This is a genomic window from Stenotrophomonas sp. 05L414_2, from assembly GCF_056397905.1.
On the sequence record NZ_JBFTOJ010000044.1, the window covers coordinates 1 to 21,630 of the forward strand.

The 21,630-nt window shown below is 66.8% G+C and carries 18 protein-coding genes; 7 read left to right on the plus strand and 11 right to left on the minus strand.

Translation table 11 applies throughout. From position 1 onward, the window contains the following. Positions 1-24: 24 nt before the first annotated feature. A complete protein-coding gene (locus AC1DJN_RS08340) occupies positions 25-831 on the minus strand; it encodes an NAD-dependent protein deacetylase (RefSeq protein WP_442251483.1) in 807 nt (268 codons plus the stop codon). Positions 832-874: 43 nt separating this feature from the next. Next, complete coding sequence (locus AC1DJN_RS08345) at positions 875-1,285, minus strand: acyl-CoA thioesterase (RefSeq protein WP_025875773.1); 411 nt, start codon at positions 1,283-1,285, stop codon at positions 875-877. A 93-nt stretch (positions 1,286-1,378) separates the two neighbouring features. On the opposite strand from AC1DJN_RS08345, the gene AC1DJN_RS08350 reads away from it, so the two are divergent. Further along, positions 1,379-2,014, plus strand: coding sequence for a LysE family translocator (locus AC1DJN_RS08350; protein WP_478039071.1), 636 nt, complete (start codon positions 1,379-1,381; stop codon positions 2,012-2,014). A 144-nt stretch (positions 2,015-2,158) separates the two neighbouring features. Here the strand turns inward: AC1DJN_RS08350 and AC1DJN_RS08355 are convergent, their stop codons facing one another. The 4 genes from AC1DJN_RS08355 to AC1DJN_RS08370 all read right to left on the minus strand — a co-directional run bounded on the left by AC1DJN_RS08355 (position 2,159) and on the right by AC1DJN_RS08370 (position 8,081). Then, entirely contained in the window at positions 2,159-3,178 is a 1,020-nt protein-coding gene (locus AC1DJN_RS08355; RefSeq protein ID WP_025875781.1) for a ribonucleotide-diphosphate reductase subunit beta, read from the minus strand. Positions 3,179-3,305: 127 nt separating this feature from the next. Further along, on the minus strand, positions 3,306-5,717 hold the full coding sequence (locus AC1DJN_RS08360) for a ribonucleoside-diphosphate reductase subunit alpha (RefSeq protein ID WP_099786250.1): 2,412 nt from the start codon (positions 5,715-5,717) through the stop codon (positions 3,306-3,308). A 595-nt stretch (positions 5,718-6,312) separates the two neighbouring features. Continuing rightward, on the minus strand, positions 6,313-7,413 hold the full coding sequence (gene zapE / locus AC1DJN_RS08365; RefSeq protein WP_442251485.1) for a cell division protein ZapE: 1,101 nt from the start codon (positions 7,411-7,413) through the stop codon (positions 6,313-6,315). Then, the gene (locus AC1DJN_RS08370; RefSeq protein WP_025875785.1) at positions 7,410-8,081 is read right to left on the minus strand and encodes an alpha/beta hydrolase; all 672 of its coding nucleotides are present in this window, start codon (positions 8,079-8,081) and stop codon (positions 7,410-7,412) included. Before AC1DJN_RS08370 ends, zapE begins: the two co-directional genes overlap by 4 nt. Before the next feature lie 43 nt (positions 8,082-8,124). On the opposite strand from AC1DJN_RS08370, the gene AC1DJN_RS08375 reads away from it, so the two are divergent. Then, positions 8,125-8,982 carry an EamA family transporter gene (locus tag AC1DJN_RS08375; protein WP_313116515.1) on the plus strand — a complete coding sequence of 286 codons (858 nt, stop codon included), beginning with the start codon at positions 8,125-8,127 and terminating at the stop codon, positions 8,980-8,982. A 177-nt stretch (positions 8,983-9,159) separates the two neighbouring features. After that, entirely contained in the window at positions 9,160-9,516 is a 357-nt protein-coding gene (locus AC1DJN_RS08380) for a DUF3011 domain-containing protein (protein WP_051501705.1), read from the plus strand. A 47-nt stretch (positions 9,517-9,563) separates the two neighbouring features. Here the strand turns inward: AC1DJN_RS08380 and AC1DJN_RS08385 are convergent, their stop codons facing one another. The 3 genes from AC1DJN_RS08385 to AC1DJN_RS08395 form a co-directional block, all read right to left on the minus strand. Further along, a complete protein-coding gene (locus tag AC1DJN_RS08385; RefSeq protein ID WP_478013559.1) occupies positions 9,564-11,003 on the minus strand; it encodes an ExeM/NucH family extracellular endonuclease in 1,440 nt (479 codons plus the stop codon). 174 nt (positions 11,004-11,177) lie between these two features. After that, positions 11,178-11,696, minus strand: a complete 519-nt coding sequence (locus tag AC1DJN_RS08390; protein ID WP_025875793.1) for a c-type cytochrome — start codon at positions 11,694-11,696, stop codon at positions 11,178-11,180. Between the two features lie 205 nt (positions 11,697-11,901). Then, positions 11,902-12,510, minus strand: a complete 609-nt coding sequence (locus AC1DJN_RS08395) for a TetR/AcrR family transcriptional regulator (protein WP_025875794.1) — start codon at positions 12,508-12,510, stop codon at positions 11,902-11,904. 159 nt (positions 12,511-12,669) lie between these two features. Here AC1DJN_RS08395 and AC1DJN_RS08400 point away from each other — a divergent pair, with 159 nt between their 5' ends. Genes AC1DJN_RS08400 through AC1DJN_RS08410 form a run of 3 tightly spaced genes read left to right on the plus strand, consistent with a single transcriptional unit; the run spans position 12,670 to position 17,461 of the window. Beyond that, positions 12,670-13,833, plus strand: coding sequence for an isovaleryl-CoA dehydrogenase (locus AC1DJN_RS08400; RefSeq protein WP_478039072.1), 1,164 nt, complete (start codon positions 12,670-12,672; stop codon positions 13,831-13,833). Positions 13,834-13,841: 8 nt separating this feature from the next. Next, positions 13,842-15,452, plus strand: coding sequence for a carboxyl transferase domain-containing protein (locus tag AC1DJN_RS08405; protein WP_478039073.1), 1,611 nt, complete (start codon positions 13,842-13,844; stop codon positions 15,450-15,452). 26 nt (positions 15,453-15,478) lie between these two features. Further along, positions 15,479-17,461, plus strand: coding sequence for an acetyl/propionyl/methylcrotonyl-CoA carboxylase subunit alpha (locus tag AC1DJN_RS08410; protein WP_478039074.1), 1,983 nt, complete (start codon positions 15,479-15,481; stop codon positions 17,459-17,461). A 45-nt stretch (positions 17,462-17,506) separates the two neighbouring features. On the opposite strand, the gene AC1DJN_RS08415 is transcribed toward AC1DJN_RS08410, so the two are convergent. Beyond that, positions 17,507-18,682, minus strand: coding sequence for a putative peptide maturation dehydrogenase (locus AC1DJN_RS08415; protein ID WP_478039075.1), 1,176 nt, complete (start codon positions 18,680-18,682; stop codon positions 17,507-17,509). Positions 18,683-18,829: 147 nt separating this feature from the next. On the opposite strand from AC1DJN_RS08415, the gene AC1DJN_RS08420 reads away from it, so the two are divergent. Further along, positions 18,830-19,126: an NHLP-related RiPP peptide gene (locus AC1DJN_RS08420; RefSeq protein ID WP_025875803.1), complete on the plus strand. Its 297-nt coding sequence runs from the start codon at positions 18,830-18,832 to the stop codon at positions 19,124-19,126. Between the two features lie 7 nt (positions 19,127-19,133). Here AC1DJN_RS08420 and AC1DJN_RS08425 read toward each other — a convergent pair whose 3' ends face one another. Further along, entirely contained in the window at positions 19,134-21,629 is a 2,496-nt protein-coding gene (locus AC1DJN_RS08425; RefSeq protein ID WP_195762980.1) for a putative peptide modification system cyclase, read from the minus strand. Between the last annotated feature and the right edge of the window lies 1 nt (position 21,630).

A 21,630-nucleotide genomic window follows, 5' to 3' on the forward strand; every position in this document is an offset into this window, starting at 1 on the left:
GTTTCCGCCGGGCATGGCCCGGCGCTACCCGATGACGAACCCGGCCAGCGCCTCGGCGCAGTCGCGCTCGTCCTTGAACTGCAGCAGGTCGTCGGCACGGGTGCGGCCACGGTTCAGCGCGGCCACCGGCAGACCCGCCTTGGCCGCGGCCTGCACGAAGCGGAAGCCGGAATAGACCATCAGCGAGGAACCCACCACCAGTACTGCATCCGCCTGCTGCAGGTGCTCATGCACCGCAGCCACGCGTTCACGCGGCACGTTTTCGCCGAAGAACACTACGTCCGGCTTCAGCAGGCCACCGCAGTGCGGGCAGTCGGGCACCGCAAATGCGGAGAAGTCGGTTTCCAGATCGGCGTCACCGTCGGGCGCGATACCGGCCTGCAGCAATTCCCAGCCGGGGTTGGCCTGCAGCAGCCGCTGYTGGAACGCCTCACGCTCGCTGCGGCGTTCGCAGCCCATGCAGCGCACCAGGTCCAGGCGGCCATGCAGGTCGATCACGTTCTGGCTGCCCGCGCGCTGGTGCAGGCCATCCACGTTCTGGGTCAGCAGCACCTGCAGCTTGCCGCTGTCCTCCAGTGCGGCCAGCGCCTGGTGGGTGCCGTTGGGCCGGGCCTGGCCGAAGCGCGGCCAGCCCAGCAGGCTGCGCGCCCAGTAGCGTTGGCGGGTGGCGGACTCGCCCATGAAGGCCTGGTAGGTCACCGGCGGCGTGCGCTTCCACTGGCCATCGGCATCGCGGTAATCGGGGATGCCCGAGGCGGTGCTGCAGCCGGCGCCGGTCAGCACGAACAGGCGCTGGGCGCGGTCGATGAAGTCGGTGAGCGGCGGGGTCATGGCAGCCAGATGGGGGCGCACCGGCGCCCCCGCAAGCATCGGCTCAGGCCGCCGGCGCGCCGGGCAGCTGCGGCACGGTCACCGGGTGGCCATCGTCGCCCAGGGCGATCATCACGAAGTGGCCACGGGTGCACAGCTTGCGCTCGCCGCTGTGCAGGTCCTCGGCGATCAGCTCCACCTCGACCTTCATCGAGCTGCGGCCGACCTCGACGATGCGGCCGATCGTTTCCACCATCTGGCCGATGCGGATCGGCAGCTTGAAATCGACCTGGTCGCTGCGCGCGGTCACCACGGTGCGGCGCGAATAGCGGGCGGCGGCGAGGAAGGCGGCCTTGTCCATCCATGCCAGGGCCTGGCCACCGAACAGGGTGCCCATGTGGTTGGTGTGGTTGGGAAAGACGATTTCGGCCATGCGCACTTCGGTCGGCGGCACGGTCTCGGGGATGGGGGTCATGGGGGCGGTTCGGGTGTGGGGTGAGACGGATTTTAAGGCAGGTGGTGTGCAGGCGGCGCTACACTTCGGCACCCCCCACTGCGTGAACCCACCATGCCCGCCACGTCCGACCTGCTGGCCTTCGCCCTTGTCTCGCTGGCCATGGTGCTGACGCCCGGGCCGAACATGATCTACGTGATCTCGCGCTCGATCTGCCAGGGCCGCATGGCCGGGCTGATCTCGCTGGGCGGGGTGGCGCTGGGCTTCGTGTTCTACATGCTGTGCGCGGCGCTGGGCATCACCGCGCTGCTGATGACCGTGCCGTTCGCCTACGACGCGCTGCGCATCGGCGGCGCGCTGTACCTGCTGTACCTGGCGTGGCAGGCGCTGAAGCCCGGCGGCCGCTCGCCGTTTGCGGTGCGTGACCTGCCGGTGGACGGCCCACGCAAGCTGTTCGCGATGGGTTTCCTGACCAACGTGCTGAACCCCAAGGTCGCGGTGATGTACCTGTCCCTGCTGCCGCAGTTCCTGCACCCGGACAGCGAGGGCAGCGTGCTGATGCAGTCGCTGGTGCTGGGCTCCACCCAGCTGCTGGTCAGCGTGAGCGTGAACGCGGTGATCGCGATAATGGCMGGCAGCATCGCCGGCTTMCTGKCYGCSCGCCCCAYYTGGCAGGCGGTGCAACGGTGGTTCATGGGCACGGTGCTGGCCGGCCTGGCCGTGCGCATGGCGGTGGATGGGCGGCGGTAGCGGTAGGCCATGCCCGGCGGAATGCGCACGGCACCATGAATAACCTTCCGCGCTGCGCGCTCGCCAGGCGTGGCCCGGCGCTACCGTAAAAACGAAAAACCCCGGCGTTGGCCGGGGTTTTCGCGACAGACCTGATTGGATCGATCAGAAGTTCATGTCGAAGGCAACTTCGCCCTTCACGCCCACCTGGTAGGCCGAGGCGCGGCGTTCGAAGAAGTTGGTCAGTTCCTGCACGTCCTGCAGTTCCATGAAGCTCAGCGGGTTGCGCACGTTGTACTTGCGCTCCATGCCCAGGCGATGGAAATGGTTGTCGGCGCAGTGCTGCAGGTACTGGCGCATGTCACGGGTGGAGATGCCTGCCACGCCACCGGACAGCACGTCCTCGGCGAACTGCACTTCGCACTCGATGGCCTCGGCCAGCATGTCATAGACATCCTGCTTCATCTTGTCGTCAAACAGGTCCGGCTCTTCCTCGCGGATCACGTCCACGCACTCGAAGGCGAACTCCATGTGCGCGCTTTCGTCGCGGAACACCCAGTTGGTGCCCGAAGCCAGGCCGTTGAGCAGGCCGCGCGAACGGAAGTAGTACACGTAGGCGAAGGCGGCGAAGAAGAACAGGCCTTCGATGCACGCCGCGAAGCAGATCTGGTTGAGCAGGAACTGGCGGCGCTCTTCGCGGGTCTCGATGCGCTTCAGGTCCTGGATCGAATCGATCCACTTGAAGCAGAAATCGGCCTTCTTCTTGATCGAGTCGATGTTCTCCACCGCGGCGAAGGCTTTGACGCGCTCGTCCGGATCCGGCAGATAGTTGTCCAGCAGGGTCAGGTAGAACTGCACGTGCAGCGCTTCTTCATACAGCTGGCGCGACAGGTACATGCGCGCTTCGGGCGCGTTCAAGTGCTGGTACAGGTTCAGCACCAGGTTGTTGGACACGATCGAATCGCCGGTGGCGAAGAAGGCGACCAGGCGGTGGATCAGGTGGCGCTCGCCCGGCGACATCTTGCTGTGCAGGTCGCTGATGTCGATCTGGAAGTTGATCTCTTCCACCGTCCAGGTGTTCTTGATCGCATTCCGGTACATGTCATAGAACTGCGGGTAGCGCATCGGGCGCAGGGTCAGTTCAAAACCGGGATCGAGCAGCATCTGCTTGGGCTTGTCGGCCATGGGTGTTTCCTTGTCTTCTCGGGTCATAACGCCGGGCATGGCCCGGCGCTACCTTGGTATTTCCGTAGTCGGGCAGCAGTGCCGACCAACGGTCGGCACCCACCGCGCGTTAATCCACCGCGCGGTGTTACTGGCAGGCTTCGCAGGCTTCCGGGTTCTCCAGCGAGCAGGCGATGGCCTCCTCCGGGCTGAACACCTTTTCCGGCGCAGCGCTGGCCGTGTGGCTGACAGTGGTCTTGGCGATCTTGGTGGCCGGACGCGAACGCAGGTAGTAGGTGGTCTTGATGCCCTGCTTCCAGGCGTACATGTACATGGAGGACATCGCGCCGATGCTCGGGCTTTCCATGAACAGGTTGAGCGAGGCGGACTGGTCGATGAAGGCACCACGGTCGGCGGCCATGTCGATCAGCGAACGCATCGGCAGTTCCCATGCGGTGCGGTAGACGTGGCGCAGCGTTTCCGGAATCTGGGTGATGGCCTGGATCGAACCGTCGGCCAGCTTGATTGCATCGCGCATTTCCGGGGTCCAGTGGCCCAGCTTCTTCAGCTCGTTCACCAGATAGCGGTTCACCTGCAGGAAGTCACCGGACAGGGTCTCGCGCTTGAACAGATTGGACACCTGCGGTTCCACGCACTCGTAGCAGCCGGCGATGGAGGCGATGGTGGCGGTCGGGGCGATCGCGATCATCAGCGAGTTGCGCAGGCCGTGTTCCTTGATGCGTTCACGCAGGGCATCCCAGCGCGCGGCATCTTCCGGCACCACGTTCCAGGCGTCGAACTGCAGCTCGCCGCTGGCCGCACGGGTGTCGGCGAAGGACGGGTGCTTGCCGCGTTCCTGGGCCAGTTCGACCGAGGTTTCCAGCGCGTGGAAGTAGATGGTCTCGGCAATCTTCTTCGACAGCGCGCGGGCTTCGGCGCCATCGAACGGCAGGCGCTTGCGGAAGAACACGTCCTGCAGGCCCATGCAGCCCAGGCCGACCGGGCGCCAGCGCAGGTTGCCGCGGCGCGCCGATTCGATCGGGTAGAAGTTCAGGTCGATCACGCGGTCCAGCTGGCGCACGGCCAGGCGCACGGTGTCGGCCAGCTTGTCGAAATCGAACTCGCCGTTGCCGTCGAAGTGGTTGCCCAGGTTGATCGAACCCAGGTTGCACACCGCGGTTTCTTCAGCCGAGGTGACTTCCAGGATCTCGGTGCACAGGTTGGACAGGTGGATCACGTTGCCGGCGCGCAGGGTCTGGTTGCTGGCGCGGTTGCACTTGTCCTTGAAGGTCATCCAGCCGTTGCCGGTCTCGGCCAGGGTGCGCATCATCCGCGAGTACAGCTTGCGTGCGGAGATGGTGCGGTTGGCCTTGCCCTGTGCTTCGGCCTGCAGGTAGGCGGCCTCGAAGGCTTCGCCGAACAGGTCGGTGAACTCGGGCACCACGCGCGGATCGAACAGCGACCATTCCTGGTCAGACTCGACACGCTTCATGAACAGGTCCGGGATCCAGTTGGCCAGGTTCAGGTTGTGCGCACGGCGCGATTCGTCGCCGGTGTTGTCACGCAGCTCGAGGAAGTCCTCGATGTCGGCGTGCCAGGTTTCCAGGTACACACAGGCCGCGCCCTTGCGCTTGCCACCCTGGTTCACCGCAGCCACCGACGAATCCATGGTCTTCAGCCACGGCACGATGCCGTTGGAATGGCCGTTGGTCGACTTGATGAGCGAGCCACGCGAACGCACGCGGGTGTAGCTGACGCCGATGCCGCCGGAGAACTTCGACAGCTGGGCGATGTCGCCGTACTTGGAGTAGATAGATTCCAGCGAATCCTGCGGCGAGTCCAGCAGGAAGCACGAGGACAGCTGCTCGTGGGTGGTGCCGGAGTTGAACAGGGTCGGGCTGGACGGMAGGTAGTCCAGGTTGCCCATGCGCTTGTACAGCGCCAGGGTTTCCGGCACATCCTCGCTCAGCGCGCTGGCGATGCGCAGGAAGAACTGCTGCGGGGTCTCGATCACCTTGCGGGTGTGCGGGTGGCGCAGCAGGTAGCGGTCGTACAGGGTACGCAGGCCGAAGTAATCGAAGTTCAGGTCCAGCGAGATGTCGATGGCATCGTTGAGCTTGCGTGCGTTGGTCTGCACGAAGTTCAGCAGGCGGTCGTTGATCAGGCCCACTTCGTGGCCACGACCCACCGACTGCGAGAACGCGTGGATTTCCTGGTTGGACACTTCCTTGGCGATGAAGTTGGCCAGCAGGCGCGCGGCCAGGCGGCCGTATTCGGGTTCTTCGCCGATCAGCAGCGCCGCGGTGCGGATGGACAGTTCGTCCAGCTCCTGGGTGGTGGCGCCGTTGTACAGGCCGGAAATGGTGCGGGTGGCCACGCGCATCGGATCGACGGCGTGCAGGCCCTCGGAGGAACGCTGCACCGCGCGGACGATCTTGTTCAGATCCACCAGCTCGGTCGTGCCATTGCGCTTGGTCACACTCATCGCGTTGGACGTCGGCGGCGACGTCAACAGGAATTCGCTTTCCTTCTCGATGGTGGCGCTGGTCTCGGTGGTCACGGCGTGTGTCCTCTTGGCGTGATGGATGGTGGCTCGGAGCATCGGGTGACGCGGCCCGGGACATGACAGCCCAGGGTGGCAGACCGGTGTCGCAGGAATTGAGACCCTGCGCCTGTGGCTGCCGCTGGCAGTGCTGACCGGTGCCGCTGCGGGCATGGAGGGCGTATCACCGGAGGGTCCGGCGATCCATTCCATGGACCCGGCGGCTTGGGGTCCCCACAACCGACAGCCACAAGATAGTGGGGGTAGTTGGGTCCGTCAACGCCAAATGTAGTGAAATTCGGCAATCCCTTGCGCCGCAAGGATCGTGCCATCGGCGCCCGGTTTGGACGCTTTGGACCTGCTGGAACGGGCTGCGCAGTCAAGCCCGAAACACGTCATCGCGGTGGCAATCAGCGCCCCACCAGCGGAACGATGACAGCTTCACATGACAGGACCACGCRGGCGAGGGACAAGTCTGTGGATAGGTGGTGGGCAGACAGTGGGCAGCCGGTGGACGGGGCAGCATCAGGTAGTGCCGACCGCTGGCCGGCAGCCCATGACCTGCGGAAGCACCAGGCGGATGCCGGCCAGCGGCCGGCATCCRCCCCGGTTGTCACGCCCGGTGCGGGGTACCCAGGTACTCGGCGCTCTGCATTTCGATCAGGCGCGAGGCCGTACGCTCGAACGCGCCCTGCAGCCGGGTACCGGTGTACAGCTCGACCGGCGAGGTGCTGGCGGTGCAGACCAGGTTGACGTGGCGGTCGTACAGTTCGTCGATCAGGTTGACGAAGCGGCGCGCGGCATCCTCGTTCAGGCGATCGAAGGCCGGAATGCCCCCCAGCAGCACGGTGTTGAACTCGTGCGCGATCTCGATGTAGTCCGACGGCCCGCGCGGGCCTTCGCACAGGGCGGCGAAGTCGAACCAGGCAATGCTCTTGCCGCGCGCGCGCACCGGAATCTTGCGGCTCTCGATTTCGATGTTGCCCGCCTTGGCCGGCTGGCCACCGCTCAACTCGCCCCAGCGCGTGGACAGCCAGGTGTCACTGTCGGCGGCCAGCGGCGCGCGGTACACCGGCGAACGGGTCAGCGCGCGCATGCGGTAGTCCTCGGTGCCTTCGGCGTACAGCTCCACGCAGTAGCGCTGCAGCAAGCCGATGGCCGGCATGAAGCTCTCGCGCTGCAGGCCGTTGAGGTACAGGTTTTCCACCGCCGTGTTGGAGGTGGTGACCAGGGTCACGCCCTCGGCGAACATCCGCTCCAGCAGGCGCGCCAGCAGCATGGCATCGCCGATGTCGGTGACGAAGAATTCGTCCAGCACCAGCACGCGCAGGTTGCTGCGCCATTCCTGGGCGATCTTCGCCAGCGGATCGCTCTGGCCCTGGTGCTCGCGCAGGCGCTCATGCACGCTGCGCATGAACCGATGGAAGTGGGTGCGGTACTTCTGCTTGATCGGCAGGCCGTCGTAGAACAGGTCGACCAGGAAGGTCTTGCCGCGGCCGACGCCGCCCCAGAAGTACAGGCCCTTGACCGGCTCGGGCTTCTTCCAGAACGAGGACAGGCGGTCCAGCCAGCCGTCCTCGGCGCTGTCCACCAGGGCCAGATGGATCCGGTCCAGCTCGGCCAGGGCCGCATGCTGGGCCGGGTCGTTCTGCCAATCGCCGCGTTCCACCCCGGCCGCGTAGCGCTGCGTCGGGGTCAGTTCCGCCTCGCTCATGCCGCCGTGCCCAGCCAATGCTTGACGCCGTGGGTGAGCGCGCCGCGCAGGTCGATCAGCTTGCGGTGGAAGAAGTGGCTGGTTTCGGGCATGCGCACCAGTTCATGCGGGGCATCGAGGGTGTCCAGCCACTGGTACACGGCCTGCGGGTCGACGATTTCATCCTGCTCGCCCTGGATCACCAGCCAGCGGGCCGGCGGCGCGATGCCATCGAAGTCCCAACGGCCCGCCGGCGGCGCGATCGAGATCAGCGCTTCGGGCTGCAGCTCGGCGGCAGCCTTCAGCGAAACGAATGCGCCGAAGCTGAAACCGGCCAGCCACAGGCGGTCGTCCGGGCGCTGCTGGCGGACCCAGGCGGTGACGGCCTTGAGGTCCTCCTGCTCGCCCACGCCATGGTCGAATTCACCGGCAGAGCCGCCGACGCTGCGGAAGTTGAAGCGCACCGTGGCAATGCCCAGCTCGCGCAGGGTGGTGGCGGTCATGGTGACCACCTTGTTGTGCAGGGTGCCGCCTTCGGTGGACAGCGGATGGCAGATGATGGCCACGATCGGCTGCACCGGCACATCGGCCTTGGGCAGGTCGACGAGCACTTCCAGCGGGCCAACCGGGCCCTCCAGTGCAATGCAGGCGGTTTCGCCGGGGGCGACGGGGAACGAGGGCGTGTGCATGGCACCATGATAGCGTCCCCCGCCGCTGCCCTGTGCCCGCCCCATGCTCTACCTGTCCCTGGCCGTGATCTGCAGTGTGCTGGTTTCGGTGTTGTTGAAGCTGGCTGGCCGTCGCCAGCTGGACGTTGCGCAGATGGTGACCTGGAACTACCTGGTGGCCGCGACGATGACGGCGGTGGTGCTGCAGCCGCCACTGGAGGCACTGCGCGGACCGCATGCGCCGTGGCTGTCATTGCTGGCGCTGGCGGTGGTGCTGCCCTCGATCTTCCTGGTGCTGGGCCGCGCGGTGGCGGTGGCCGGCATCGTCCGCAGTGATGTGGCGCAGCGGTTGTCGCTGCTGCTGTCGCTGGCGGCGGCGTTCCTGTTCTTTGGCCAGAGCGCCAGCACGTGGAAGCTGGTGGGGCTGGGCCTGGGCCTGCTGGCGATGGTGGCCATCAGCCTGCGTCCGCGCGGCCCGGCAGTGGCCGCTTCCGCCGGCGGCTGGGGCTGGCTGCTGGGTGTGTGGGCCGGGTTCGCGGTGGTCGACGTACTGCTCAAGCAGGTGGCGCTGTCGGGCACGCCGTCGATGGCGGCGGTGCTGGCCAGTTTCAGCGTGGCCTTCGTGCTGATGCTGGCGCTGCAGTTGTGGCGGCATTTCAGTGGGCGCAGCCGCCTGGCCTGGCGCAACCTGGGTGCGGGTGCACTGCTGGGACTGCTCAACGGCGGCAACATTCTTTTCTATGTGCATGCGCACCAGTCGATGCCGGACAGCCCGGCCACCGTGTTCGCCGGCATGAACATCGGCGTGGTGGTGCTGGGTGCGCTGGTTGGCGTATTCGCCTTCGGCGAGCCTATGAGCCGGTGGAACCGCCTCGGACTGGCGCTGGCGGTAGTCGCGATCACCCTGATCGCGCTGGGTTGATGCGCACAGTTCGCGCCGTTGCCGATAGCCGGTGCAGAAGATTCCGATCCTGCTGCGCATTTCGATTGATACGTTGACGCCGCTCACAGTGCAGCTCCGTCGTGATGGGCATCCCGCTGCCTAGACTCGACCGGACCTGCATCTGGAGAGAATGTGATGAAACACGTGTGCGCTCTCATGCTGCTGGCCGCAACCCTGACCGGTTGCAGCAGCATCGGAGGCTATCCCGATTTCAGCGGCGGGATCGGCTATCCATCACATGAACCGGCCTATCCGCGCTATCCCGCCTATCCGCCCCCCGTACAAACCCATCGCGGCGATTCAAGCTCGGAAGTGGTGAGCTGCAGCAGCCGCGACCAGCGTCGCGCGCATTGCCATGTACAGGTCTCACAGAAGGACAGCGTGCACCTGATCAACCGCGAGTCACATGCCTCCTGCCTGCAGGGACGCGACTGGGGCGTGGACCGCGGCACGATCTGGGTCGACAACGGCTGCCGTGCAACCTTCCGCATCGAGCGCTACTACTGGCGATGAGCAGCAGGCCGTCCGGCCGGTCCGCACAGGGCCGGCCGGGCACCCACTCAGCGATCGAAGCCCAGCAGCAGCGGGTCGTGGTCGGAGCTGCGCCACGGGCCCTGCACGTTGCGGCCCTGGTAACCGCTGGCGTCCTGCTCGTCGGCATTGCTGTGCCACTCGGCGGCGCCGGCGAGGCGCTTGGCCATGGTCGGGCTGAGCAGCGCATGATCGAGGCGGCCGGTGTAGCCGTTGTAGACGTAGCTGTAGGGCTGTTCGACCTTGGCCACCTTGAAGGCATCCTGCCAACCGAGGTCGTGCAGGGTGCGGATCGGATCTTCCATGGCGTAGGCATTGAAATCGCCCATCAGCACCACGTCCTTCACCTTCAGGCGCGCGGCTTCGGCCTGCACCCAGGAGTTGAGCTGCCGGGCCGATTCCACGCGGGTGGCGTTCCAGCAGCCCTGCCCGTCATTGCGGTCGGCGTCGGCGCCGCTGGCATCGCGGCAGCCCTTGGACTTGAAGTGGTTGGCAACCACCATGAACGGCGCACCCTTGCCCTGGAAGGCCTGTGCCAGCGGCGCACGGCTGTGTTCGACGAATGGGCCGTCGAGCTTGGTCAGCGGCGTGCCGAGCGGCTTGAATTCGCTCTTGCGGTAGATGATGCCGACGCGGATCGGATTGCTGCCGGGGCCTTGGCCGGCATCGACGAACGCCCACTGTTTGTCTGCGGCGAGGCCGGCATTGAGCGCATCCACCAGTTCGGCGATGGCCGACTGCGGGCCGTAACCGTCGTTCTCCAGTTCCATCAGCGCGGCGATGTCGGCGCCCAGCGCGTTGACGGTGGCGACCAGCTTGCCGACCTGCGCCTTGTGCTCGTCCAGCGTGCGCGCGCCGCGCAGGGTCGGGAACCCACCGCCCTTGCCGTCACCATTGAAGAAATTCTCCAGGTTGAACGCAGCGATGTGCAGGCGGCCGGGCACGCTCGGCACGGCCGGGCGCTGCAGGTCCGGCAGCTTCAGTACACCATCCACCTGCAGGCTGGGCCGGCCCTGCGCGTCCACGCGCACGGTGCCTTCCACGTTGCGCAGCTGCATGCCGGTACGCAGCACCGGGTTGCCCGGCAGGTAGGCGACGCTGGCCGGATCACGCACATCGCTGCCATCGTCCAGCAGCAGGCGGCGGCGCTGGTTGTCGGCCATCACCTGTTCGATCCCGGCACTGCCGGGCGCGGCCACTTCGGTCGGCTGCCACAGGCGGCCATCGAAGGCGACGGTGAGCTGGCCGAAGCGTTCCAGGCCATCGGTGCCGGCCAGGGTGAGCGGCGCGGCGATGCGCACGTGCTGCCCATCCAGTGCACGCCAGTCGGCCGGCGCGGCGGCCAGGGTGACGGTAGCTGGGCTGCGTGGCGCAGGCGCCGAGGTCGGCGCAACCTGTGGCTGGGCCTGGGCGAAAGCGGATGCCGGCATCAGCAGGGACAGGGCAAGGGCGAGGGAACGGCGACGCATCGACAGACGACTCCACGGAAAAGGCGCACAGACTAACCCCGAAATGCGAAACCCCGCCTGCGCAGCGGGGTTCCGGCCTTGGTGGGCAAAGCCGGGTAGTGCCGGCCGCTGGCCGGCAACCTCATGACCTGCGGACGAAGCGGCCGGCACTACCAGCGGACGCGGCGGCGTCCGCTACTTCAGATTGCCCAGCATCCAGTCCACGGTGGCGTGGATCTGCTCCTCGGTGAGCGCCGGGTTGCCGCCCTTGGGCGGCATGATGCCGCCGTCGGGGCCGGTGTAGCCCTCGATGGCGTGCTTGTAGAGGGTGTCCTTGCCCTGCGCCAGGCGCTTGTCCCAGTGCGAGTGGTCCAGCGTCGGCGCCATGCCCACCCCGGTGGTATGGCAGGCGGTGCACAGGTTGTCGAAGATCACCTTGCCATCCTTGGTGCCGCCGTAGGCCACCTGCGAAGCGGCCTTGGCCAGCGCGGCGGCCTTGGCCGCGGCCTGCGCGGCGGCGCCGGTGCTGCCGGCGTATACCGCGCCAGTGGGCGAGATGCGCTGTTCAGTGCGTTTGGCGGCGGTGGGCGACACCTCGGGCGGAATCCGGGTGTGGATGAACGCGGCCAGCAGGATCAGACCGAGGGTGATGGCCATCAACAGCGCGATCACCATGGAGAAGCGTTTCAGGAACTCCAGATCGTAATTCCGCACTCTTCGTTACCCCTGGCTGATAGTCGTTGGACCACGGCTGAGCGACTGCGTGATGGGCCGAGTATAGAACGCACGCCACGCACGACAACAGGCATCACGGCTGGTGCGGCGCAGCATGCGGCCGTGGCCGCGTGCGGGTGGCGCCGGGCCGCGCCCGGCGATCGCGAAGCGCGGCAGAAGCCGCCCGGCACGCGCAACGGCGGCATCACCCTGCGCCAACAGCCCGCAGGCAGAAACTGCAGATGGCCTCGACCAGTGCGTCCTCGTCGCGGTGCGCTTCGCGGCTGGGTGCGGTCGGGCCCACCATCGCTTCGGTGAAGGCACCCACCAGGCAGGCGGCGGCAGCGTGCGCGTCCTGTGCCGGCAGTTCACCGGCCGCCACGCCCTCTTCCACCAGGCGCAGGAACACGTCACCGAAGGCACGGCGGCCGCGCATGCGCTCGGCTTCCACGTCCGGGTCCACCGGTTCGACGATGAAGGCATGGGCCAGGCCCGGGCCGGCCAGGGCACGGCGCACGAAGGCGGTGATGGCCTGGCGCAGGCGCACGCTGGCCGGCTGCGGCGCACTGGCGATGCGCTCCATGATCGCCACCTCATGGGCCACGGCAGCGTTGAGCACTTCCACGAACAGCTCGGCCTTGGACGGGAAGTGGCGGTAGATCAGGCCGGTGGAGACCCCGGCCTGGGTGGCCACGGCGGTTACCGGCGCGTTGCGCCAGCCGCCGGTGGCGACCAGTTCGCGGGTGGCCAGCAGGATCCGTTCACGGGCCCCGGCCAGGCGTTCTTCCATCAATGCTGAGCGTTTGTAGGCCATGTTCTGAGTCTGGTTTCAATTTTTGAATTTGTATTCACTTCTTACCCGAACCCCGCTACGCTGGGGTCCAATCGCCCGCGCGGGCCGCTGCTGTGAACAGCCGCCCGCTTCCCCTTCCGGGTGCGTCCATTCCCCACCTTCCCTCGTGGAGCCATCGCAATGCACGTGCCATCCCTGAACTTCGACCTCGGCGAAGATATCGACCTGCTGCGCCAGAGCGTGGCCCATTTTGCCGCTGCCGAGATCGCGCCGCTCGCGGCCGAGGCCGATGCAACCAACCAGTTCCCGTTGGCACTATGGCCCAAGTTGGGCGAACAGGGCCTGCTGGGCCTGACCGTGGAAGAAGAATACGGCGGCACCGGCATGGGCTACCTGGCCCACGTGGTGGCGATGGAAGAAATCTCCCGCGCCTCCGGCGGCATCGCCCTGTCCTACGGCGCGCACTCGAACCTGTGCGTGAACCAGCTGCGCAAGAACGGCACCGAAGCGCAGAAGCAGCGCTTCCTGCCGGACCTGTGCAGCGGCGCCAAGGTCGGCGCGCTGGCGATGAGCGAACCGGGTGCGGGTTCGGACGTGGTGTCGATGAAGCTGCGCGCGGACAAGCGCGGCGACCGCTACGTGCTCAACGGCAACAAGATGTGGATCACCAACGGCCCCGACGCCGACGTGCTGGTGGTGTACGCCAAGACCGATGTCGAAGCCGGTGCCAAGGGCATCACCGCGTTCCTGGTCGAGAAGGGCATGAAGGGTTTCTCCACCGCGCAGAAGCTGGACAAGCTGGGCATGCGCTCCTCGCCCACCTGCGAACTGGTGTTCCAGGACTGCGAGATTCCCGAAGAAAACGTGCTGGGCGCGGTCGGCGGCGGCGTGCGCGTGCTGATGTCCGGCCTGGACTATGAGCGCGTGGTGCTGTCCGGCGGCCCGCTGGGCCTGATGGCTGCAGCCATGGACGTGGTGATGCCGTACGTGCACGAACGCCACCAGTTCGGTGAGCCGATCGSCAGCTTCCAGCTGATCCAGGCCAAGATCGCCGACATGTACGTAGGCCTGGGTGCCTGCCGCGCCTATGTGTATGCCGTGGCGCGCGCCTGCGACCAGGGCCGTACCACCCGCCAGGATGCGGCCGGCGCGATCCTGTACGCCGCCGAGAAGGCCACGTGGCTGACCGGCCAGGCGATCCAGATCCTCGGCGGCAACGGCTACATCAATGAATACCCGACCGGGCGCTTGTGGCGCGACGCCAAGCTGTATGAAATCGGCGCCGGCACCTCGGAGATCCGCCGCATGCTGATCGGCCGCGAACTGTTCCAGCGCACCCTGTAAGGCACCCCATGAGCATCCTAGGCAGCCAGCTGCAACCGGGCAGCGAAACGTTTGAAAGCAACCGCGCGGCGATGCAGGCCGTAGTCGACGACCTGCACGCCACCCTCGCCCGCACCGCCCTGGGTGGAAGCGAGGCGGCGCGCGCCAAGCACACCGCACGCGGCAAGCTGCTGGTGCGTGACCGCATCGATGCGCTGCTCGACCCGGGCAGCGCGTTCCTGGAGATCGCACCGCTGGCCGCGCACGGCATGTATGACGATGCCGTGCCCGCCGCCGGCGTGGTCGCAGGCATTGGCCGGGTGAGCGGCGTGGAGTGCGTGATCGTGGCCAACGATGCCACGGTCAAGGGCGGCACCTATTACCCGRTGACRGTGAAGAARCACCTGCGCGCGCAGGAGATCGCCGAGCAGAACCACCTGCCGTGCATCTACCTGGTCGATTCCGGTGGCGCCTTCCTGCCGCTGCAGGACGAGGTGTTCCCGGACCGCGACCATTTCGGCCGCATCTTCTACAACCAGGCCAATCTCTCCGCGCAGGGCATCCCGCAGATCGCCTGCGTGATGGGCAGCTGCACCGCCGGTGGCGCCTACGTGCCGGCGATGAGCGACGAGACGGTGATCGTGCGCGAGCAGGGCACCATCTTCCTCGGCGGCCCGCCGCTGGTGAAGGCGGCCACCGGTGAAGTGGTGACGGCCGAAGAACTGGGCGGTGCCGACGTGCACACGCGCATTTCCGGTGTGGCCGACCACATGGCCGACAACGACCTGCAGGCGTTGGCACGGGTGCGCGCGATCATCGCCCAGCTCAACTGGCGCAAGCCCGAAGCGGCGATGGCGCTGCAGCCGGTGGAAGAACCGCTGCTGCCGGCGCACGAACTGTACGGGGTGATCCCGGCTGATACGCGCAAGCCCTACGACGTGCGCGAAGTGATCGCGCGACTGGTCGACGGCTCGCGCTTTGACGAGTTCAAGCCGCGCTATGGCGCAACGCTGGTCACCGGCTTCGCCCAYCTGCACGGCTAYCCGATCGSSATCMTCGCCAACAACGGCATCCTGTTCTCCGAGTCCGCGCTGAAGGGCGCGCACTTCATCGAGCTGTGCACCCAGCGCAACATTCCGCTGGTGTTCCTGCAGAACATCACCGGCTTCATGGTCGGCCGCAAATACGAACAGGGTGGCATCGCCAAGGACGGGGCCAAGCTGGTGATGGCGGTGGCCTGCGCCAAGGTACCCAAGTTCACCGTGGTGATCGGTGGTTCGTTCGGTGCCGGCAACTACGGCATGTGCGGCCGTGCGTACTCGCCCAATTTCCTGTGGATGTGGCCGAACGCACGCATCGGCGTGATGGGCGGCGAACAGGCCGCCAGCGTGCTGGCCACGGTCAAGCGTGATGGCATCGAAGCCAAGGGCGGGCAGTGGCCGGGCGAGGAAGAGGATGCGTTCAAGGCACCGATCCGCGACCAGTTCGAGCAGCAGGGCCACCCGTACTACGCCAGTGCGCGCCTGTGGGACGACGGCGTGATCGATCCGGTCGATACCCGCCGGGTACTGGCCCTGGCCCTGTCGGCCAGCCTCAACGCTCCCCCGCAGCAGACGCGCTTCGGCGTGTTCCGCATGTGACCTGTGCCATGACCGAGTCTGTTGCCATGTTCAGCAAAGTCCTGATCGCCAACCGCGGCGAGATCGCCTGCCGCGTCATCGCCACCTGCCGCCGCCTCGGCATCGCCACCGTGGCGGTGTATTCCGATGCCGACCGCAATGCGCGCCACGTGCGGCTGGCCGACGAAGCCATCCACATCGGCCCGGCGGCCGCGCGCGAGAGCTACCTGCGCAGCGATGCCATCCTCGACGCCGCACGCCGCAGCGGCGCGCAGGCCATCCATCCCGGCTACGGCTTCCTGTCCGAGAACGCCGASTTCGCCGACGCCTGCGTGGCGGCCGGCATCGCCTTCATCGGTCCGCCGGCCAGTGCGATCCGCGCGATGGGCGACAAGAGTGCTGCCAAGGCACTGATGGCCAAGGCCGGCGTGCCGTTGACGCCGGGCTACCACGGCGACCAGCAGGCGCCGGAGTTCCTGCGCGCCCAGGCCGACGGCATCGGCTATCCGGTGCTGATCAAGGCCAGCGCCGGCGGCGGCGGCAAGGGCATGCGCAAGGTCGAGCGCAGCGAGGACTTCGTCGATGCGCTGGCCAGCTGCCAGCGCGAGGCGGCCTCGGCGTTCGGCAACGACCACGTGCTGGTCGAGAAGTATGTCGAGCGCCCGCGCCATATCGAAATCCAGGTATTCGGCGGTGGCCATGGCGAGGCGGTGTATCTGTTCGAGCGCGACTGCTCGGTGCAGCGCCGCCACCAGAAGGTGCTGGAAGAAGCGCCGGCCCCGGGCATGAGCGCCGACCGCCGCGCCGCGATGGGCAAGGCCGCCGTCGATGCCGCGCGCGCAGTGGGCTACGTCGGTGCCGGCACGGTGGAGTTCATCGCCGGCCCGGACGGCGATTTCTACTTCATGGAAATGAACACCCGCCTCCAGGTCGAACACCCGGTCACCGAGTTCATCACCGGTACCGACCTGGTGGAGTGGCAGCTGCGCGTGGCTGCTGGCCAGCCGCTGCCCAAGCGCCAGGACGAACTGGCCATCCACGGCCACGCTCTCGAAGCGCGCCTGTATGCCGAAGATGCCGACCGCGGCTTCCTGCCCTCCACCGGCACCCTGCGCCGCCTGCGCCTGCCGACCCCGTCGGCCAACGTGCGGGTGGACACCGGTGTGGAAGAAGGCGACAGCATCACCCCGTACTACGACCCGATGATCGCCAAGCTGATCGTCTGGGACGTGGACCGCGACGCCGCGCTGCGGCGCATGCGCCAGGCCCTGGCCGACTGCCAGGTGGTGGGCGTGACCACCAATGCCGGTTTCCTGCGGCGCCTGGTGCAGACCGATTCGTTCGCCAACGCCAAGCTGGATACCGCGCTGATCGAGCGCGAGCAGGCCGCACTGGCGGTCACCGGTGACGGTGAGCAGGCGCTGTGGGAACTGGCAGCGATCGCCGCSGTRGCAAGCACACCKGCCGCTGCCGCCGATGYRCGCGACCCGCATTCRCCGTGGCAGGCACAGGATGGCTGGCGGYTGGGCGTGCCTGCCGCGCGCTCGGTGCCGCTGCAGCAGGCAGAGCGGGCACGCACGCTGAAGGTGTGGACCACTGCCGATGGCTGGCGCGTGCAGTGCGGTGACGCCGCGCCGAAACAGGTGGTCGGCCATGCCGATGGCCAGACCCTGTCGGTGCAGATGGACGAGCGTCGTTGGCGGCTGCAGCTGCAGCGCGACGGCGATCAGCTGTACCTGTTCGCCAGCGATGGCCAGCACCGCTTCACCCTGCACGACCCGGTGGGCGAATCCGAGCAGGCCAGCGCCGATGCCGGCAGCCTGCTGGCACCGATGCCCGGCAGGATCGTCGCAACGCTGGTGGCGGCGGGCACGCAGGTCAAGCGCGGCACGCCGCTGGTGGTGCTGGAAGCGATGAAGATGGAGCACACCCTGCAGGCACCGGCCGATGGCACGGTGAAGGGCTATCGGGCCAAGGCCGGCGACCAGGTGGGCGACGGCGCGGTGCTGGTGGATTTCGAAGCAGCGTGATGGAGGGTGGGCCGGGCGCTGCCCGGCCTACCTGCTGCCACGAGGTCAAGGTTGCGGAGCCGGATTCCCGCGCCAGACCTGCTGCAGCGGGTCGAATTCACTGGTGATCTGGGCGTCCGCGCGCCACCCCAGGCCGCATATCATCACCGGGCTGGCATCGATGCCATCCAGCCCCAGCGCCTTCTCCACGTCGATCTCGTTGATCGCCGCGGTCWCATAAGCGGCCAGTCCAAGCTCGGTGGCTGACAGCATCCATTGTTGCGACAGGTGCCCCGCATCAAGCAGCACCGCCCGGTAGGCCTTTGGATGGTGGCGGTATTTCCAGAAGCTGCGTGGGAAGCGTGCCACCTGGATGAGGTGCAGCGGGGCGTCGGCGAACCAGTCCTGCCCGGAAACAAAACCCAGCATCAAGGTGCGCAGGTCGTCGGTGGCAACGGCGACCGGTCGCAACGCGTGTTCCATCGGGTGGTAGYGATAGACGCCCGGCGCAAGACCATCGACAGCCAGGGCGACCACATAGGTTTCCAACGGATGCAGACCGCCGCCGGAAGGAATGTGCTTCTTCAGGAACTCCATGCCATCCCCCGGCCGCAATGCGGCGTGTGCCTGCACGGTACGCTTGAGTACCTGCGCCAACAGCGGCAGCGCCAACGTGCGCTGCGCGTCGAAGTTTCGGCAGGTTGCACGCTTTCGCAGCAGCTCGTCGCGCGCATCGTCAGGTGTATAGGGCAACATCAAGGGGTCGGTACCGGGCGCATCCACTGCGGCGGGCGGTGCACCGAACCTGGCATGCAGATCCTGCGCCGTGACCAGCTTGTGCTCGCGCATCTCACGCGCGCTGTTGATGCCGCCCCAGCGTCCCATCCGGTGCTGCAACGCCGACAGCGGCCACCAGTTGGCGTCGCGCACGCGCTGGTCGCGGTCACGATGCGAAGCCTCACCTGGCTCCTGGCTGATCACCAGACCGATCTCCAGCAGGCGTGCCAGCGCGGCGCCTTCGAGGCCGACCTGTGCAGGCTCCACCCAGCGATCCGGCTCGATGCGGCCCAGCACATCGATTTCCTCGATGCTCACCTCCACGGGTGCGTCCAGATGGGCGGCAAGGGCCTGCCAATGCATGCGCGTTACCAGTCCCGCCTGGCCCTGCAGCAGCAGGGAGAGGTCCAGCGAGACCTCGCTGCGGGGTTCGAACATCACGATAGCGCAACGTCGGATCTGCATCTTTCATCATCCACCAGTGGAAACCGTAGTATGCGGGTTGCCCGCAACGGCCGCGGTACTGTGGAGGCGCTTCTGTGCAATGCACACATCGCCCTAAATGCCGAGCGTTGGTGGCCGATACCGTAAGTTCTACTCTGGATGATCGACATGGCTACCGACCCTCGCCTTTCCGCTGAAGATGCCGGCGTACTGCTGGACAACCTCATCAACGATACAGCCTTCCGCGAACGCTTCGCCGAATCGCCGGCCAAGGCCCTCTCCAGCATCGGTCTGGATGCTGCCTTGGGTGAGAAGGACTGCATGAAGATCGACTCGCTCGCCCCGGTGGAGGAGCTTCGCCGCGTTCGCGACGGCCTGCAGAAACACCTCGCCAGCTCGCTGACCGCGATGAATGTGGTGTTCTGCTTCGAAGCGGGCAAAGTCGACGATTGCATCGGCGGCTGATACCGGCTCAGGGCGCGCCGCCCGCCTTCACCGGCGCGGCCCAGCTCGATACATCGTGCACGTTCAGCGGCTGCCAGACCTGCATCGCCGAGACTTCGGCAATGGCCTGGCCACGGTGGCGGGCCAGCCATTCCTGCTCGCGGCGCACGCCTGTTTCATCGCTCTGCGCACGTAGCGCATGCAGCAGTACCACGTGCGCCTGCACCGGCTCGCTGCCATCTAGCATCGGCTCGATCAGGGCCCGCGCAGCGTCCGGCCGTTGCCTCTGCAGTTCGCCCATCGCCGCAACCACGCGCATCCATTTACCGACCATCGGGCTGCGCTGGGCGCGCAGCAGCGCCTCGTTGGCATGCAGCCAGGCTTCGGCAACATCGGTCTGTCCCTGCCGCTGAGCCAGATAGACAAGGGCCAGCCACTGCAGGCTGCGGGCCTGCTGCATGGGATCGTCGCGATCTTCCAGCAGCGGCTGCAGCTGCGCTGCGATGGCCTGCAGTTCGGCTTTGTCGCCCGCCGCGCACAACGTGGTCACGCTGGCGTGCTGCAATCGCTGCTGTACCTGCATGTCCGCAAGCTCAGGTGCCGGTGCGTCCGCGCGCACGGCCGCCTGCATCGACGCGCAATCACCTTGGTCGGCAGCCAGCAGCAGCTGTGCACGCAGCCGCATCCGCTGCGCCAGCGCATCTCCGGTGCGCAGCTTCACAAGCAGCTGGCCGGCCTGTACGTAACGGCGCTGCGCCACAAATACATCGACGCCAGTGTCATCGGGATCATCGCGGCCGCGCAGCCCTTGTGCCTGCATCAGCGTTTCGGCGGCCAGCTGCGGTTGGTTGTGGGCGATCTGGATGCGTGCCAACTGCACCATCGGATACAGCCGCAGCGGATCCTGCGGTACGGACGCCGCATGTGCGTAGGATTCGGCTTCGCTGAAACGATTGTCCTGCAACAGAAGCCAGGACGTATTGGACAGCCCGGCGAAGGAATCGGGATAGACCTTGGCCAGCGTCCGCCATTGCTCCAGGGCCCAGCCGCCCGGTTCCAGTTCTTCCTGCCAGGCCTTCAGGTACAGGCGCTCGCGCGGTGGCAGGCGTTCCTGCTGGGCGAGCGCATGCTGCATCGCCTCGCGGGCCTGCCGCCCTTCTTCGGTGCGCGCCAGCAGCTTGGCCACGCCCATGTAGGCCAGCGCGAAACCGGGATCGATGTCGATCGCAGCCTGGTAGAGATTGCGTGCTTCCTCGAAGCGGCGCTGGCCCAGGGCATTCTCGGCCAGGGCATAGGCGCGCAGAGCACGCAGGTCACGGGTAGAGGCTTTCGGCAGCGGCAAGGACTGCTCCAGGCTGGCCACCGATTCGCCCAGGCCACGGCGCAGACGACCGACGACATCGTCCACCGCGAACATCATCTGGTCGGGGCCGTCGGCGGCGACGGTGAAGCTGCGCACCACCTGCCCGCTGCCGGGGGCCACCACGTCGATTCCCAGCTGATAGCCCCCTGCCTTGGGACGTACGGTCGGCAGCAGGACCGCTCGAGCGCCTTCGCGCATGGCCACATCGATCGCTGCACCGCGATTCAAGCGGGTATCGCCGGACAAGCGCGCCATTTCCAGGCTTTCGCGGATCTTGCCTTCGGACAGCACATTCACGTAGCGCGACTGTTCCAGTGCGATCAGGATCGCATGGCGTGTCGATTCATCGAACACCGGCTCACCGGTGAAATTTTCAAGGTCGGCCAGCACCACCCAATCGCGCTCTGAGAATGCGATGGCCGGCTCCGGGCGCAGCAGGAACCAGCCCCCCACCACCACAGATGCCAGGATCAGGCTTTCCGCCAGCAATACCACCGGCTGCCGCCACAATGGCAGATCACGCCGTGCCTTGGCGTTGGCGCGCGGCGGGCGCAGCGGAGCAAAGCCGATCTCGCCAACTTCAATCACTTCCTGGACGGTCGGCATGCCTTTGAACCGCCAACGCCCGTGCGACTTCCATAGCAAGCGTTGGCCACGCTCGCCCAAGGCATCCGTGGCGCGTCGGGTCAGTGACTCGGCAACTGCCGACATCAGGATCTGGCCTGGGCGCGCCAGGGTCATCAGGCGCGCGGCCATCGGCTTGGCCAGGCCTTCGACTTCCATCGACTTGGCGCCGACCTTGACCGCTTCGGGACTGTTTTCCCAGGTCAGCACATCACCCACATGCAGGCCCGCTCGTGCGCGCAGCTCGACCCTGCGTTGCTCGCCCAGTGCCTGCAGGTCGCGCTGGTAATCCAGTGCAAACCCGAGCGCATCCACCGGGCGTTCGAACAGCAGGAACAGACCGTCGGAACGGTCGATCAACTGCCCATTCCAGCGATGCTGCAATACCAGCACCAGACGGTCGTGCTCCTGGAACAGGGTGGCTGCGGCAGCGTCGCCGATACGCTCCACCAGTTGCAGCGAATCACACAGGTCGGTGAACAGCAGCGCCCGCAGCTGGGCGTTATGCGGGGCCGACGTTCCGTTGTCGCCATTCATC

Coding starts and splice junctions, on each gene's coding strand:
- AC1DJN_RS08345 (WP_025875773.1), bottom strand. CDS start 1,285: ATGACCCCCATCCCCGAGACCGTGCCGCCGACCGAAGTGCGCATGGCC.
- AC1DJN_RS08355 (WP_025875781.1), bottom strand. CDS start 3,178: ATGGCCGACAAGCCCAAGCAGATGCTGCTCGATCCCGGTTTTGAACTG.
- zapE (WP_442251485.1), bottom strand. CDS start 7,413: ATGAGCGAGGCGGAACTGACCCCGACGCAGCGCTACGCGGCCGGGGTG.
- AC1DJN_RS08370 (WP_025875785.1), bottom strand. CDS start 8,081: ATGCACACGCCCTCGTTCCCCGTCGCCCCCGGCGAAACCGCCTGCATT.
- AC1DJN_RS08375 (WP_313116515.1), top strand. CDS start 8,125: ATGCTCTACCTGTCCCTGGCCGTGATCTGCAGTGTGCTGGTTTCGGTG.
- AC1DJN_RS08380 (WP_051501705.1), top strand. CDS start 9,160: ATGCTGCTGGCCGCAACCCTGACCGGTTGCAGCAGCATCGGAGGCTAT.
- AC1DJN_RS08385 (WP_478013559.1), bottom strand. CDS start 11,003: ATGCGTCGCCGTTCCCTCGCCCTTGCCCTGTCCCTGCTGATGCCGGCA.
- AC1DJN_RS08395 (WP_025875794.1), bottom strand. CDS start 12,510: ATGGCCTACAAACGCTCAGCATTGATGGAAGAACGCCTGGCCGGGGCC.
- AC1DJN_RS08420 (WP_025875803.1), top strand. CDS start 18,830: ATGGCTACCGACCCTCGCCTTTCCGCTGAAGATGCCGGCGTACTGCTG.
- AC1DJN_RS08425 (WP_195762980.1), bottom strand. CDS start 21,629: ATGAATGGCGACAACGGAACGTCGGCCCCGCATAACGCCCAGCTGCGG.